The organism is Butyricimonas muris (assembly GCF_046365375.1).
Classification (GTDB): Bacteria; Bacteroidota; Bacteroidia; order Bacteroidales; family Marinifilaceae; genus Butyricimonas; species Butyricimonas muris.
Genome location: NZ_JBKEIT010000005.1, coordinates 335022 through 351062, shown reverse-complemented (window position 1 = coordinate 351062; position 16041 = coordinate 335022). Strand labels below are relative to the sequence as shown.

At 41.8% G+C, this 16041-nt stretch carries 12 protein-coding genes; 10 read left to right on the top strand and 2 right to left on the bottom strand.

What is annotated here, in order from left to right:
• Positions 1–26 precede the first annotated feature (26 nt).
• The 10 genes from ACK8P8_RS10780 (at position 27) to ACK8P8_RS10735 (ending at position 14096) form a co-directional block, all read left to right on the top strand.
• The gene (locus ACK8P8_RS10780; protein WP_186978450.1) at positions 27–386 is read left to right on the top strand and encodes a winged helix-turn-helix transcriptional regulator; all 360 of its coding nucleotides are present in this window, start codon (positions 27–29) and stop codon (positions 384–386) included.
• A gap of 1239 nt (positions 387–1625) precedes the next feature.
• Positions 1626–2561 carry a hypothetical protein gene (locus tag ACK8P8_RS10775; protein ID WP_369858921.1) on the top strand — a complete coding sequence of 312 codons (936 nt, stop codon included), beginning with the start codon at positions 1626–1628 and terminating at the stop codon, positions 2559–2561.
• A 257-nt stretch (positions 2562–2818) separates the two neighbouring features.
• Positions 2819–3328 (top strand): hypothetical protein, encoded by a 510-nt coding sequence (locus ACK8P8_RS10770; protein WP_369858920.1) that lies wholly within the window; start codon positions 2819–2821, stop codon positions 3326–3328.
• Between the two features lie 59 nt (positions 3329–3387).
• Positions 3388–4749 (top strand): ATP-binding protein, encoded by a 1362-nt coding sequence (locus ACK8P8_RS10765; protein WP_186978447.1) that lies wholly within the window; start codon positions 3388–3390, stop codon positions 4747–4749.
• A 992-nt stretch (positions 4750–5741) separates the two neighbouring features.
• Entirely contained in the window at positions 5742–6209 is a 468-nt protein-coding gene (locus tag ACK8P8_RS10760; protein ID WP_186978446.1) for a hypothetical protein, read from the top strand.
• Positions 6210–6294: 85 nt separating this feature from the next.
• Positions 6295–9615, top strand: a complete 3321-nt coding sequence (locus tag ACK8P8_RS10755; protein ID WP_369858919.1) for a SusC/RagA family TonB-linked outer membrane protein — start codon at positions 6295–6297, stop codon at positions 9613–9615.
• Between the two features lie 2 nt (positions 9616–9617).
• Positions 9618–11141, top strand: coding sequence for a RagB/SusD family nutrient uptake outer membrane protein (locus ACK8P8_RS10750; protein WP_369858918.1), 1524 nt, complete (start codon positions 9618–9620; stop codon positions 11139–11141).
• Between the two features lie 7 nt (positions 11142–11148).
• A complete protein-coding gene (locus tag ACK8P8_RS10745; protein ID WP_292265973.1) occupies positions 11149–11763 on the top strand; it encodes a fasciclin domain-containing protein in 615 nt (204 codons plus the stop codon).
• A gap of 10 nt (positions 11764–11773) precedes the next feature.
• The gene (locus tag ACK8P8_RS10740; protein ID WP_292265975.1) at positions 11774–12184 is read left to right on the top strand and encodes a hypothetical protein; all 411 of its coding nucleotides are present in this window, start codon (positions 11774–11776) and stop codon (positions 12182–12184) included.
• Between the two features lie 1069 nt (positions 12185–13253).
• On the top strand, positions 13254–14096 hold the full coding sequence (locus ACK8P8_RS10735) for an aldo/keto reductase (protein WP_292265979.1): 843 nt from the start codon (positions 13254–13256) through the stop codon (positions 14094–14096).
• Positions 14097–14238: 142 nt separating this feature from the next.
• Here ACK8P8_RS10735 and rsgA read toward each other — a convergent pair whose 3' ends face one another.
• Positions 14239–15249: a ribosome small subunit-dependent GTPase A gene (gene rsgA, locus ACK8P8_RS10730; protein WP_369858917.1), complete on the bottom strand. Its 1011-nt coding sequence runs from the start codon at positions 15247–15249 to the stop codon at positions 14239–14241.
• The gene (locus ACK8P8_RS10725; RefSeq protein WP_186978439.1) at positions 15246–16025 is read right to left on the bottom strand and encodes a class I SAM-dependent methyltransferase; all 780 of its coding nucleotides are present in this window, start codon (positions 16023–16025) and stop codon (positions 15246–15248) included. The genes rsgA and ACK8P8_RS10725 overlap by 4 nt, the downstream gene beginning before the upstream one ends.
• Positions 16026–16041 lie beyond the last annotated feature (16 nt).

Here is a 16041-nt window from a genome sequence, read left to right as displayed (position 1 = left end):
GATTATTTTTGTGGTAAAAAGAAATTATGTACGAGAGAAAAATACCTTTTGATATCGACTGCGGGATAAAAATAGCCATGGAAGTCATGGGAGGAAAGTGGAAAAGCTGTATTATTATAGAATTGGACAAGGGAGCCAAACGTCCCAGCGAATTGCATCGGTTGTTCCCGGATGCCAATCCCCGCGTGATTAATCAACAATTGAAGGAACTTGAAAAGTACGGCATTATCGAGAAGAAAATATATGCCGTACTTCCGCCTCATTCCGAATATTCGCTCACGTCGACGGGCAAAACACTTATCCCTGTCATTGACAAGCTGGAAGAATGGGGGGATTTTTTCCGCCCGACGATGAAAAAGATTCTTGAGGCAGAGGGGGGCTTCTAATTCGCGAAACTTGTGTCGGGGTGCCTGATTATGATTGTGGAAGCATTTATCCAAAAGTTTATCAGTCAATCAAAAGCGTGTTTGTAACTCTTGTTTATACTTTTGATTTATTTCCCTGAAAAAATTTTTAAAGTAGATGGAGGAAGTTCGACATTCTCGTTATATTGGGCGATTGTCAAAATGGAATGGTGGGGAGATTGAACTTTTTTCTCTCGTGTTCGGGCTAAAATAAGTTAAATAATAAGTATATACGATATATGTGTATTATAGTTAGTTTATAGCATCTCCTATTCAACTCCCATTCAACTCCTATTCATCTCCTATTTCAAAGGTAGAAAAATAGAAGTTTAATTGTAATTAAATAAAATTTGATAATAATAAAATATATGGAATATTCATTATTGATTCTTGTTAGATAACTGAATAGGGCAGTAATTTATCACGAACAGAGGTGGAAAACAGTGAAAAGTATTTTGATTCTGTTTCGCACGGGTTAGATACCGTTTTTAGGTCGTTATGTGAAGATTCACAATAGAAGTGCAATCTTCTGGTTATAATAGCTTTTTAAATTCTTCCATATCAGGCAGGGCATTCTTCATAAAATTGTCGCATATTTTTAATGCTTCGAATTGAGAAATCTCTTAAACTCGGCAACTCTACACCTTTGTTTTAATATTAATTTTCTTTTCGAGTTTTAAAACTCATGCAAGATTCAATGCAGTTTGAAATATTAGGCGATTTGCAAAACGGGGTATCACTACCACCAAGATAATGACCTTACAATAAACTGTATATATAAATCCTCCCTTATGAAGAATTATATCAAAAAGTGAGGGAGAAATTTCTGGATTATCTGCAAATGAATTATCTTTACAGATAAGAAGGTTATTCTCTCTTGCTCATTAGAGCCAATTTATCACAGACTTCAGAATAGTCTAAAGATACGAAAAAATTGTACTTCGAGTATGGGATAAGGTTGAAGCAAGGGAGTTTTTTTATCTTATAGGCGTAAAAATCAAAGATTTTTATGTAAGTTTGAATCTAAAAGGATTAAATTGTGAAATAGATTGTGAACTGAATACAATGGTCTACCACTTCTACGGTTTTATCTACGTGGAAGTATTAATTGTTGTACTGAACGAAAATAACAGGAAATACGAGCATTGAGTGTAGGTGGAATGGAAATGAGAGATAGTTATATAAAAGAAGAATCAAGATAGAACAAAAATAATTTTGAATATGGAAAATAATTTGAATAAGGATATTATTATACGGCGACTTGCGATTATAAAATATCTATATAATATAGGAGTACAACAATCTATGCAAGTAGAAACAATTGCAGGATTCTCTATTTTGGCATTCCATGACTGTGCGGAAATGTTCTTGTTGCTTGTTGCTGAGAATAAACTTGTTGCTGAGAATAAAGGAAAGAAAGATGAGGTTAATTTTATGAGTTATTGGGACAAGTATCCAGAATTGACTCTTAGAGAATCAATGAGAGCATTAAAAGACAGGCGCGTGAGTATAAAACATAAAGGGCAGTTCCCCTCAAAGTTTGATATAGAGATAAGTCGTAGTACAATGACGGACTTTTTGGAACAAAATACTCCAATTCAGTTTAAAATTGAATTTAAGGATGTTTCTATATCGAATCTTGTTTCCTATGAGAATGTCAAGATGTATATTGACATGGCCGAATCAAATTACAATGAAGGAAATCTTTACGATTGCATAGTAAATTGTAGAATCGCATTTATGGAATTGTTGTCTACTTATGAATTAAATAAGCGGAAGCAATATAGTATAAATAGTTTATTGAATATTGGAGATGAAATAGGAGAAGACTATCAAAAATTGGTTGGCTCGGATGATAGATCTGGAGCAAGATGGTTTGAACAGGTGACTAAAACTATGAATAAAGTACGTGAGGTTTTAAAGATAACTGCTCTTGGAATTGATTATAGGAGATACACGTATTTTGAAACGATAACTCCAGAAATTCATGTGTGGTGGAAAGATGGGGGTAGGGATTATGAGGCAATGCCGCAAGAATATTATGAGAAGAGAAATATTTTAAAAGGTGTAGATTGTAGGTTTTGCATAGATTTTATAATTGACAGCGCATTAAAACTACAAGAGTTTGATTATGATATAAATAATATTTTGAAATAATGGCTATATAAGCCTATGTTTCGATTGAGCAACCTATACAAAGCAATGGAAGCCTCACGAAGAGAAGGGCTTCCGGTATACGAAAATTTAGAGAGGAAAGCCAATGAATTGGAAGAGAACAGCATCAAAAAAGAGATTCTTCCGATTGTAACTGAAATTATTTTGCACTAGCATTAAGGCAAGTATAACGAGAGTTGGTGTTGGTTGTAGACTATAAGATTAAAGTTGAGATTGTATAATTATTATTAATTACGACAATGAAAGAGACAATAAAAGGTATCATTATTGGGATTATTAGCAGTATAACAGCATCTGGTGTGATTTATGCTATTACAGAAAGATTTTTGTGGAATATTCGACTCCCTTTGTGGATTTGGCTTATTGTTTCTGTTGGATTGTATCTCATAATCCGCTTAATCAAATACCTAGTGCTTTTATATAAAGTTCGCAACGTGGTCTCAGAGTATACAGAGGGATGTTTTGGCAATTCATACACTTATATGTGGGAATTCAAAAAATGTAAGAATGGGCAATATAGTGTATATGGATATGAGCCTACAAAGATTATGCTCAAGAAGCCTTTGTCGGAACTAAACAATGGTAACATATACACTTATGGGCATGAAGTTCCTGAAAATACAATAAAACTCATTATTCAATTGACTTTAATATGTACGGTTGATAAAAGTATGAGAGGGAAGTTGCAGTCTGTAATAGAATATTTACACTATATTGAGAATTCGCAATATCATGAATTGATTCATTAATAGGATTAAATTGTGTTATAATCAAATTGGTAAGTGTTTAATTTGAAAATTGTTATAATATGGTGATTACAGAATCTCAGAATATAGAATTTAAGGAAAATTGGCGTGACGAGTATTTGAAGTGGATTTGCGGTTTTGCCAATGCGCGGGGTGGTAGATTGTATGTTGGTGTACGTGATAACGGTGAAGTGTGCGGAGTTGCGGATGTAAAGAAATTGATGGAAGATATTCCAAACAAAGTACGTGACTTGATGGGTATTCTTGTTGATGTGAATCGTTTGACGTACGATGACAAAGAATATGTTGAAATAGTTGCTGAAGCCTATCCTTATCCTATTAGTTATCATGGGCATTATTATTTGCGGAGTGGTGCAACCAATCAGGAACTGAAGGGTGCAGCACTTGATCGCTTTATGCTTCGCAAGCAGGGACGTACTTGGGATGGAGTGCCTGTGCCGTATCTGAAAGTGGAGGATTTGGATAATGTTACATTCGATATGTTTCGCAAATATGCCAAGCGAAGTGGACGCATGGAGGAGGTTGATTTGCAAGACGATAACAAAGGGCTTATTGATAAACTTCGTCTTGTTGAAGGCGGTTATCTAAAACGGGCAGCAGCACTGGTCTTTCATCCCGATCCGGAGCGGTTTGTTACGGGGGCTTTTATTAAAATAGGTTATTTCAAAGAAGATGCCGAGTTGATATATCAAGATGAAGTACACGGAAATCTATTCCAACAAGTGGGAACAGTAATGGATATATTGACAACAAAATATCTTCGAGCCATGATAAGCTATGAGGGCATTCATCGGATAGAGACTTTGCCGATGCCACGTGAGGCTTTACGCGAAGCACTTTTAAATTCAGTTGTACATAAATCATATGAATCGCTCACGCCGATACAAATCGGGGTGTATGATGATAGGTTGGAGATTTGGAATTGTGGAATATTGCCTGAAGGCTGGACGATAAACAATTTGTTGGGTAAACATCGTAGTCGCCCTTATAATCCGGACATAGCAAACATATTTTTTCGTGCGGGAGAAATTGAAGCATGGGGACGGGGAATAGAACGCATTATTGTTGCTTGTAAAATAAATGGGTATCCTGCACCCGAATTTCAATATGATGGTGGTGGTTTATGGACGATTTTTCATTTCAATGAGAACTACCAAAAGACTACCCAAAAGACTACCCAAAAGACTACCCAAAAGGAATTGATAGAACTAACAGAAGCCCAAGTAGCTATTATTGAATATTTGAAAGAGCATCCTCAAGCGAGCAGAAAGGAATTAACTGAACATATACCCGATATAACAGAGAATGGAATAAAATATAATCTCGCTCGGTTACAAGAGTTAGGTCTTTTAAAACGTATTGGAGGACGTAAATTTGGTTGTTGGGTATTCATTAATAATTAATGAAATATGAGTAGAGAAGGTTTTGTAAAGATTTTAGAATTTACAATTATTCTTGAGGAGGCTGAACCTGAGGTTGTCAAGCAAAGAATATATGTTTTTCATTGGGCAAATGAATAGGGCAGTAAAATTTATCACGAACAGAGGAGGAAAACAGTGAAAGGTATTTTGATGCCCTGTTTCGTGCAGGTTGGGTACCGTTTTTAGGTCATTAGGTTTGAATCAAGAGTAGTGTTTTGTTGAAATAGGACTAAATAGTTGGAAATTGTTTGTTTCTTGTGAAAATGTTTGTATATTTGTAATTGTCTAACATACTCAAGGGTAGGGAAACCTGCCACAGCGTGACAGGATTTTTTATGCCTGTTATCTCCATATGGCGGTTCCGAACCCCCGTGATGGAGTGTTAATGCACCCACAGCCCTTGAGGTGTTAGACAACGGGAAAGGCGGAACCGTTTCTTTTTGCCTGTTTGAAACGAAGAAATTTATGGGAACATAGCTGAAAAGATATAAAGTGCTTGATTTTTGCAAAAAATATTGTATATTTGCAAAAGTTGAAGGACTATACGCGGAAGAGTCCGCGTGAAAATATTGTGAGTTTGTTCTAATCTTCAATAGAAAATCGCCAAAATTTATAACGTAAGATTAGACTTCGAATTCACGCTGGTTAGCGTGGGTTGTTGTCTATTTACGTTTGGGCGTTTGGCGATGCCTCTATTGAGATAGAATTTACAATCCTCGCTTTTTTTATTGTATTATTTTTTGTTTGGGGGATTGGGCAAAATGAAATAGCCGTGGTTATGGATGAGCCGCCATATTAATTTATAGAAAATCTGAAAAATCTTCTGGTAAAAGACTTTGGAGTGCATTTATCTTGTGCTCTAGTGTAGTGTATTGCTTAATTTTTTCGATGCGCTTTATGTTTAAATTGCTGTAATTAAGAAGTTTGAGCGTTTCGAGTTTGATAAAATTGTAACCTAACTAAAAATTAATGAAATGGAAGAAGACCATGAAATTATGAGTGACGAAGAATTAAAACAATTCTTCTTGAATGAAGCCATGTTACTTTGTCACTCTGCACGTTTGGAAAGTGGGGAGTGCGAGAAATTATGGATTTTGCACAACCGTTTAAAAAGAATGAACAAGCTTTTGGGGTATTTGCATCACCAAGATTTGGGAATGAATCTTTTGGAATTACAAGAAGTGTACGGGTTTTATTTCGTGGAGAAAGAGGGAATGAGGAAAAAGAAACACCAGATGAACGAGCATTTGTGCGCGTATAGCCAGTTCATGACACGATTAATGAAATTCTCGGACATTATCGCTTGTTATTGCACGTATAACGTGCGGCACTTGAGATCATTGGATCGGGTGATACATGTTTATTTCCCGGAACAATTCGAGGAGAAGCTGCAAGCCGAGATGAAACAACAAGAATTGAATCGCGTGGCAGTGGAAAAATAGATAAGGGGTGTATTCTCCGTCTGGAAAACACTGAATATCACCCCTTGTACTAATTAATTTAAAAAATTAACTAACAATCAAAGTTATGAAAAAAAAATCGAAGAAAAAAACTAACGCGGGAAAGCTTTTATTAAAGCCTAAATCGCGAGAAGGTCGGCAAGTTCATCACTTGTTTTTAACTGTAATAGCATTACTGTTACTGAGCAACTTGCCCTTTTTCACGTTCGCGGGAAACACGCGGGATTCAATCCCCAATTATCCAGTGAAAGGGAAGGTGATAGATGAAAAAGGCATACCCCTTCCGGGGGTCACTATCTTGTTAGACAGCACATCCGTGGGTACGGTCACGAGAGTTGACGGGACGTTCTCGTTCACGCTCCCAAAGGCAAAAGGAACACTAGTATTCTCTTTTATCGGGTACGAGAGCGTGAAGAAAAACTTCGCGAGCGGTCAAACGCTAACTGTAACACTCAAAGAAAAAGTTTCTAAACTGGATGAAGTTACCGTGATAGCCTACGGTACGCAAAACAAGAGGGACGTGATCGGGGCGATGTCAACTGTTAAAGCCTCGGATATTAAAGATATTCCCTCACCCTCTATCGCGAATTTATTGCAGGGGCGAGTGGCAGGGATGAACGTCACGAACATGACGGGGGCACCGGGTGGCGGTGGAACATCAATCACGATCCGGGGATTTAACAGTTTGAGTATCGAGAGTACCCGGCGGGGTAGCGAACCCCTGTGGGTGGTGGACGGTGTACCCTTGTTGTCATTTACTTCTCCCATTACAGGCTCGAACACGTTGGCGGATATTGACCCTTCCACGATTGAAAGCGTGCAGGTGCTGAAAGACGCGGCTTCCGCTTCCATTTACGGTTCCCGTGCCGCGAATGGAGTTATTCTCGTGACAACAAAAAAGGGAGGTTTGAATCAAAGTGCTAAATTCAGCGTGAATGTGTCACAAACGTATTCTTTCAACCCCAAGCTTCCCGAACTAACGGGAGGAAAGGCGGAAAGAAGACTTCGTTTAGCCGCACTCAATAATTTCGCGCAAGCGTATTACAATCCCGAAACAAACACGTACCAATACGTTGATAATTATTATGAATCTTATAATGAAGGGTTAGATTACAATTATTTTTGGAATCAAGGTTATGGCACGAACGTGCCGATCTACCAAGACAGCTTGAACCCGTTCTATAACAATTCCACGAACCTTTTCAAGTACTACTTTAGAACGGGAAAAGTCACGGACGCGAATATACAGTTAAGCAAAGGATACAGTACTTTCTCTTATAACATAGGTTTGGGGTATTACACGGAAAAGGGTGTTTTAAAGAACACGGGTTTTAACCGGGTAAATTTGATCGGTAATTTCAACATCCGTCCCTTTGACAAGCTGGAGGCTAATTTCAGGATGTATATCGCTCGAACGGGACGAGATCGCTCGTCATACGATATGCTCGTGAGCGGTTTTAGTCAGGGGGTGGAGTTGGAACAAATCCCCGGGGAAATACTTGAATATTCTACCGTGTTCCCCGGTCCCGGCACGAAAGCTTTTCAAGAAGCAGTCAAGCGGTATGACGAGATCAAGGAGAAAAACGAAGCCTACCGGCTTAGAGGTTCTTTTGACTTGAGTTACGAGATAGTGAAAGGTTTGACGCTAAAATCCTCCGTTGCGGCGGATATATCCCTTCAATATCAAAACCTGTTCATGCCGTCCAACTTGGACGAATATAACGAAACTTATTCCAACGGGCAGCATAACCGAACACAAATGCTTCTGAATGAAAATTTAATCACTTACAAGCGTGGTTTCCGTGACAAACACAACATTGATCTACTCGCGGGGTTATCGTACCAGATGGATCAGAAAGACGATATAGGCGGGTGGGGAAAAGCCGCGCCGTCTAACTTGATCCGGTATGTACCGTGGGCGGGTAACGCTTACGATACCGAGAACAAGCGGCAACTGAAAGATTTCATGACAAGCATGGAACGTAGCACGCTCATGGGAATTTTCGGGCGGGTAAACTACAATTACTTGCAAAAGTATCTGTTTTTATTCACGTTCAGGCGGGACGGTAGTTCCAAATTCGGGAGAAATGTACGTTGGGGTAGTTTCCCGTCCATCGCTTTAGGTTGGACTGTATCGGATGAAAAATTCATGGACTGGAGCCGCGGGGTGTTGGATTATTGCAAACTACGTGCCAGTTGGGGTAAATCGGGGCGACAATTCGACCAACCTTACATCGCTTTAGGTCTGCTAGAAGCCAGTGACCCGTTTCTCGGCTACCCGACCGTGCTACCCGATTTTGGATTGGGACTAATAAATCAAGGTTTGACATGGGAGAAAACAGATCAATACGATTTAGGTATCGACATGGATTTGTTTAATCATCGTCTTGCCGTGACTCTGGATTATTATTACAGGTACACCGATAAATTGTTGTATATTGTTGCTTTACCGGGGAACTATTCCGGTTATGCCCTACAATGGCAAAACGCCTATTGTATCAGCAATCAAGGCGTGGAACTGGATGTCAAATGGAACGTGTTGCGCCGTGAAAATTTCAACTGGAATCTAGAATTTAACATCGCCCGTAACTGGAACAGGTTGGAAAAAAGCCAAGACGAGAGAGATTTTACAAATTACTCTTCTCCCGATAATCTAAATATCATCGGCAAACCCCTGAACGGGATTTACGCCTATCAAACCGCGGGATATTATCAAGACGATAAAGACGTGCCTCGCGATTTCATAGCGGGAAAAGACACCCCCCTCGGAACGGGGCAACAATTCTATCGTGCCGGGGATCGTGTTGTACTTGATAACAGCGGGGACGGGCGAATCAATTACGATGATCGAGTTTTCTGTGGTTCCCCGCTTCCTCTCGCGTCAGGCGGTATTATTAGCACGTTAAACTATAAAGGATTTGACGTGAATCTTCTATTCAATTACGTGATTGGAAGACATATTTTAAACCAAGGCACCGGGGCATCCGTGGGGACAATCCCAAGTAAAAACGTGGGAGAGATAGCCAAGCCCGTTTTCGCCGATATAAAGAATATCAGTTTTTGGCAAAAACCGGGAGATAACACCGATTATCCAGTGAACCGACCGGAGTTTGGATTGAATAATTTTGGCACGGCGATAGAAGCTAACGTTCAAGATGTTAGCTATATCAAGCTAAAGACTCTGACAATTGGCTACACGTTACCCCAACGCGTGAGAAAATTTATCGGGTTTGGTGTACGGGTATTCGCGACGGGTGAAAATCTTTTCACGATTACCAATTATAAAGGGGCTGACCCGGAAAGCGTGGATACCGTGACGGGTATTGACGGGCTTGGAAATTACCCCTTGTCAACAAGATTAGCATTTGGATTAACCTTAAACCTATAAGCATGAAATCAATTCTTTATATATTCTTCCCGTTCGTGTTTATCTTGAACTCCTGTTCCGATAGCTTTTTAACGGAAGAGCCGGAAATTTCGGTCACGAACAATAATTTTTGGAAAACCGACCGGGATTTTGAAGCCGCCACGATGGGCATGCACTCTCTTCTTAGATCCGCGCAGGGTAATGTTATGGTCCAATACCGGGATCGAGGACTAATATTTGATAACCTCGCTTCTTGGCAGAACCCGTGTAACAATGAACTCTCCCGGTCATGGGGTATGATTAGCGGCAATTTGGATTGGCAACCGGAGTACAGGGTTATCGCTTTCGCGAATGAAATTATTTACAATCTAAAAAAGGGGAACCTCGCGGAAGAAAGGTATAATTATTACATGGGGCAAGCCCTCGTGTTAAGGGCTTACATGTACTTTTACGTGTTACGTGTATGGGGAGATGCACCCTTGATCTTAAATTCAGAGGACACGGGGGAAATAGGACGGACGGCGTGGCAGGAGATCGCCGGGCAATGTATAACGGATTTACGGGAAGCGGCAAGGTTGTTACCTCACGCGGACGGGCTAAAAGACGTGAATGGCGAAACGATCACGAGCAAACAAATCGCTTCACGGGGGACTGCTCACGCTATACTGGCTCATCTTTACGCTTGGAAAGCGACACTGAATAAAGAACCGGAACTGAATCAACTCGCGCTAGCGGAGTGCGACACGGTATTATCTTACAAGTACTATCAATTGGCGGGAAATATTCATGACGTTTGCGAAACGGTGATGCTTGGCAATAGTAGCGAGGGAATTTTTGAACTGGATTACAGGGATACCGATTTCGATTTCGTGACATCCGGTTCACGGTTGGCGGGTTTTTGTCAGTCATTCCCGATTGTTCCCCTTTCTACCCCACAGACCAAACGAAGGAATCTAAGAATAAATAACACGACGGTTTACGCGCTTTACCCGGACGCGAACGACGATCGACGGAAAGAATACTTTTATGAACTGGATTATTACAACTCGCAAAGCACCTCGATCACGCAAGGGGCGGCATACATTCAAAAGTTGCGGCATTATACCACGCATACCGACGGGATACAGGTGGGGCGTATAAAAAGTTATCTCGATAACGAGATCATCATTCGTCTTGCCGACATTATTTTGTTGCGTGCGGAATTGAAAGAAAAAACGGGTGACAGAATAGGCGCGGAGGCGGATTTGAATGTTATCCGTCAAAGAGCCAATACCAGCGTTTACGATGAAAGCGAAGGCAGCCTGAGAGAAGCCATTCAAGACGAGAGGGACAGGGAATTGTTTCTTGAAGGTATTAACACGAGGTATTTCGACATGGTGAGAAACGGTATGTTCCGGGAGAAACTGAGAGGCAAATTTAAAACCTTGACAGAGCAAGACGTGGCGGACGGGGCTTTATTTCTTCCCGTCGGTTCTATCGCGTTTAGCAACAACACCCGCATGATACAAACTACATACTGGAAAAGAAACGGTTATCCACATAAATAACAAAGCTATGAAAAACGTATTACTTGTATTAACTATTGCCTCGCTAATGGTATGTTGTGATAAAGATAATTATATAGATTCCGGCATACACGAGCGAAAGCACGATTGCACGGTTTGGGAGTATTTTCAAACCGACCACGCGAATTGGGATTCCCTTGTCGTGATGATCAAACACGCGAACATGATAGGATATTTTGACGGGACGAACAAAGACGAGATTACTATTTTCGCCCCGACCAATCATTCAATTAATCAATATCTATTTCAGACGCTTGGTGATGATTGGGAACGTTTGTACGAGAAGATAACGGATATTCCCGCCGACGAGTGCCGTGAAATGCTTTTCTCGTACATGATACGCGGGAAAAAGTTTTTGGAGGACTTTGAGCACGAGGTGAAAGGTACTCTAACGGGCGGGACAATGGTGCAAGCCTTGTCGGGTATAGATTTAAGGGTGTACAGGATTACCTCTTCCTTTTACGATATTCCTGACATCGGGGCGGAAAAGTTGGCGTTTCAAGCCCCGGAAGGTTATATAGGTACGGTTGCCTCGTGCAATATCGAGATGAACAACGGGGTGGTTCACTCGCTTGACGCGACCTGTATGTTTACAAAATTATAAAATCAGAACCATGAAAACAGTTATATTATCATTATTCATTCTTCTTTTGGCTATCGGTTGTCAAAAGGATATCGCTATCGGGTACTTGAACGTGGCGAACGCCATGTATTCGCCTGATTCGCTCGTGGTGAAAGCAAAATTGGACGAGGAAGAGGATGCGTATCAAATTGAGCATAAAATACCGTGGCAATCGAACGCGATGGACGGCGTGGAAGGTACATTACCTATTTACTTTCAGATATGGAGCATTAACGGGGAACAACCGGAAATCATGAATCAATTCACGATAAAGCCCACGGGGGTGATTGAACTCCCGTGTAATCATACAGTTCCAAACGGGCGGTATGTTTTAAGCGTCAAGATCAAGAACCAAGATCATGACTACATGATTGATTCAGCCTTCACGGTTATCGTGGAATAATGACTAGAAGCACGCTATATTGCATTAGGTTGAAAATATTTTTAGACTTTTTTTTGTTTATGAGATAATTATTTTCCATCTTTGCAATAAGGAACGCTACGCGTTCCGTTATGTTGATAGCGTGCAATTATGCACTGTGGACGAAAACTAGCAACTTTTCTATTGGATCACGGTGATTGCAACGCCTTCGTACTCGATTACGTATAGTATATACATAGTCGGGTCGAGGCTTGCTTTTCGTATCCAAAGGTTTGCTAGACCTTCGTCACGAAGAGCAGTCCGGCCCGATTTTATAAATCTCCCGGATTGCTGATATACAGCGCCGGGATTTTTATTCCGGTGCTAACCTGAAAGCAGCCGGAAACGCACACGAGGGGATACGCCTTCCTCTTTTACACATTAGTTACAACCCGGCTGTTTTCTTTAGAAATGTGATGGATGAGTTATATACTTGATCGCGGGTATTTGAACTTAGGACAACTTGATCTGATGATTATAATAATTGGTAGTTTACAAAAAAAATTAGATCAAAAACAGAGGGGGAACCCGCGCTCCCCCTGTCAAGAAACTTAATGGCGAGGGAAATTTTAGCTCCTTCTCGCTTTAAGTCCATTCCAGAAGCTGCCCCTCTCCCGGGGGCGGCTTCATTTCTTGTTCAGCGATAAAGATAATTCTTTTTCCAAAATATGATGGATTGATTGCAGGGCAAACACAGGGCAAATGCGTCAAGACGCTTTTCGCTCGGTTCATAAAGTTGAGCTTTTCGCTCCTAAAGTTTATAAAGTTCATAAAGTAACGGGCGTCCTTCGGACAAGGTTTACCGGCAGCCATGCTGCTGTGGACAATGCGCCCGCTAGGGTCTATAAACCTTATGAACTTTATAGACTTTATAAACTTTTAACTAAAAGGGCGAAAAGCCTTTTAGTCAAATGTATAGCAATGCCCTAGTGAAACGGCGGAGATCTGTAATAATGGTTACAAAACAAGTAATCGGTATACCGGCTTTTCGCATGTGACGGGTTACCTTTGTAACCGGTAATATTTTATTAATCATTAAACAGGTACAATTATGGAATACGTGAAACTGAACAATGGCGTGGAAATGCCGATCTTGGGTTACGGGGTTTATCAAGTGACCCCGGAGGAGTGCGAGCGTTGTGTGTCGGATGCTATCGCCGCAGGGTACCGTTCTATTGATACGGCACAGGCTTACTATAACGAGGAGGGAGTGGGGAATGCCATTCGTGCATGTGGCGTGCCCCGTGAAGAGCTGTTTATTACCACGAAAGTATGGATTTCGAACTCCGGGTACGAGAGGGCGAAGGCATCTATTGACGAGTCTTTGCGGAAGCTGCGGACGGATTATGTAGACTTGTTGCTGATTCATCAGCCGTTCGGGGATTATTATGGAACTTACCGGGCTATGGAGGAAGCTTATAAAGCGGGAAAAACACGAGCCATTGGCGTCAGCAATTTCTATCCTGATCGGTTTGTTGATTTGGCGGAGTTCTTTGAGGTTAAGCCTGTCGTGAATCAAGTGGAAACGCACGTGTTCAATCAACAGGTGAAGCTATTGGAGATTATGAAGGAGTACGGGACACGGGTGATGTCGTGGGGACCGTTTGCCGAGGGGCGGAATGATTTTTTCACGAACGAAACGTTGGGAACGATCGGAGCCAAGTACGGCAAGTCGGTGGCACAGGTTGCTTTGCGATTTTTGATACAGCGTGGTATTATCGTGATCCCGAAGTCCACTCACCGGGAAAGAATGGAGGAGAATTTCAACGTGTTCGATTTCGAGTTGACAGGGGAGGATATGACGGCTATCGGGTTGTTGGACAAGGGTGAAAGTCTGTTCTTCTCGCATTATGATCCGGAAACGGTTCGATTCCTGATAAATATAGGCAAGTAAGGTTGCCCGTCAAGTCCGTTCATTTATTTCCGTGTTCCCGGGTGAAGCGAAAGATCTCTTGCCAATAGTGGCTTTTAGGAGAGCTTTCGCTTTGCTCCCGGGGTACAAACGGGACTTTCGGGGCAACCTCTTGAAGCCGAGATCAGCGATTCTCTTTCCGCTTCTTTACCTCGTCCACGAGTTTTGAAAAGGTTTTGTCTTTTTTACGCTTTTCGTGCTCGGAAGTAGAGAAATGCCATGCTTCTCGCCGGAGTTTCATGTAGCTTTTGTATACCTCGATATCTAATATACCGTTGTTTATTGCTTCCAGAACCGCGCAGCCGGGTTCGTTCGTGTGCGTGCAATCCTTGAAACGACACGATTCGGCATAGTCCGAAATGTCCAGCATTTCCGCTAAAGAATCGGGATTGTCAATTGCCAACCCGAATTCCCGAACACCGGGTGTGTCAATCAGTATGCCCGAGCCGTCCAGCAATAGCATTTCCCGGCGTGTGGACGTGTGGCGTCCTTTTCCGGTGGATTGGCTTACGTCGGACGTGAGCAATACCGATTTCTCGCTAAGGGCGTTAATCAAGGAACTTTTCCCGACTCCCGAAGAGCCGACAAATACCACTGTTTCGCCTTCTTTTATGGATTCCCGTAACCGGAGTATAGTTTCGGGATGATGAATGCTCGTGAAAAACACGGGCATCCGGCAGGCGCTGTGTTTCAACGCTTCTTCCACTTCCCGTCTGTCAAAACCTAAATCGGCTTTGTTGAGTACCAGCACGGGTTTGATGTTTTCTTCCAGTATTTGAATCATGAAGCGTTCAACCCTGCGGAGGTTGAAGTTATCGTCAAGACTCTGCACGATAAATGCCTTGTCAACATGCGCGGCAATGGCTTGTTTGTCGGCGACCGTCCCGGCTTTCTTGCGATACAGTGTTCGCTCGCGGGGTAACATATCGACGATTATTCCTTTGTTTTCATCGAACGGTTGGAAAATTACCCAATCGCCCGTGCAAGGCAGTTCAAAGTCCGATTTGCCGAACATCATGTTTCCCGTTAGTTCACATTGAAATATCCCGTTTTCGGAAATCACTTCATAACAAGTGCGGTGTACGATAGCCACTCGCCCTCGTGGCAGAGTGGCGTAAGTATTTAGATTATTCATTGTTTTATTTTTTTCGCGATGTAAAATACATAACCGTAGAATTCTTTATACTTGCGGTATAGTTCCTCTTCGTGGTGCGAGGAGGTGATGAGTTCTTCGGCGGTTTTATTTCCCGGGTATTTGGCCGTGAATTTTTCTCTTGCTTTTACCAGTGGGGCATAATAATGATCTGTCCAGCAAGTTGTAGGCAGAATGAAGGAAGCGACGAGAAGATACCCTGCTTTCTGTATTCGGGCTACTTGATGGGGAATCGTGTCTATCTCCGGGTAGGCTTCCATCCAGAAATCGTGAATTTCTGCGGGGCGTTCTTCGGTAAACCATGCGCTTTCGGAAACGGCGATGTATCCCCCTGTTTTCAAATATTTGCGCCACTCGTTCAGTCCTCGTTCAAACCCGATGTTATAGATAGCTCCTTCCGACCAGATTAAGTCCAGTTCTTCCTCTCTGAAAGGAAGGTTGTCCATCGAGCCGACGATTCCTTTTACTCGATGCTGAAGATTCAATTTTCCGGCGTTATGGTTGAACCGGTCAATGAATCCCGGGAAGAAGTCAAGACCTGTAATGTGTCCCGGGGCGTGCTGAGCCAATACCATTGTCTGACCACCTGTGCCGCAACCCAAATCGGCGATGCGGGATTGGTCGGAAAGATTGTCTATAAAGCCCAGCGCTTTAAGGGTTGCTTCAGGACTTCCGGGGCCTTGACGTTCTGTACTTAGGAAATATTCGCAGATTAAATTGAAATCGAATTCGTGAATTGTTTTATTTTCGTTACTCATTTTCTTAACGTATACG

Excerpts from the sequence above, each read along its gene's own strand:
- ACK8P8_RS10780 (WP_186978450.1), top strand. The coding sequence starts at position 27 with ATGTACGAGAGAAAAATACCTTTTGATATCGACTGCGGGATAAAAATA.
- ACK8P8_RS10775 (WP_369858921.1), top strand. The coding sequence starts at position 1,626 with ATGGAAAATAATTTGAATAAGGATATTATTATACGGCGACTTGCGATT.
- ACK8P8_RS10770 (WP_369858920.1), top strand. The coding sequence starts at position 2,819 with ATGAAAGAGACAATAAAAGGTATCATTATTGGGATTATTAGCAGTATA.
- ACK8P8_RS10765 (WP_186978447.1), top strand. The coding sequence starts at position 3,388 with ATGGTGATTACAGAATCTCAGAATATAGAATTTAAGGAAAATTGGCGT.
- ACK8P8_RS10760 (WP_186978446.1), top strand. The coding sequence starts at position 5,742 with ATGGAAGAAGACCATGAAATTATGAGTGACGAAGAATTAAAACAATTC.
- ACK8P8_RS10755 (WP_369858919.1), top strand. The coding sequence starts at position 6,295 with ATGAAAAAAAAATCGAAGAAAAAAACTAACGCGGGAAAGCTTTTATTA.
- ACK8P8_RS10750 (WP_369858918.1), top strand. The coding sequence starts at position 9,618 with ATGAAATCAATTCTTTATATATTCTTCCCGTTCGTGTTTATCTTGAAC.
- ACK8P8_RS10745 (WP_292265973.1), top strand. The coding sequence starts at position 11,149 with ATGAAAAACGTATTACTTGTATTAACTATTGCCTCGCTAATGGTATGT.
- ACK8P8_RS10740 (WP_292265975.1), top strand. The coding sequence starts at position 11,774 with ATGAAAACAGTTATATTATCATTATTCATTCTTCTTTTGGCTATCGGT.
- ACK8P8_RS10735 (WP_292265979.1), top strand. The coding sequence starts at position 13,254 with ATGGAATACGTGAAACTGAACAATGGCGTGGAAATGCCGATCTTGGGT.
- rsgA (WP_369858917.1), bottom strand. The coding sequence starts at position 15,249 with ATGAATAATCTAAATACTTACGCCACTCTGCCACGAGGGCGAGTGGCT.
- ACK8P8_RS10725 (WP_186978439.1), bottom strand. The coding sequence starts at position 16,025 with ATGAGTAACGAAAATAAAACAATTCACGAATTCGATTTCAATTTAATC.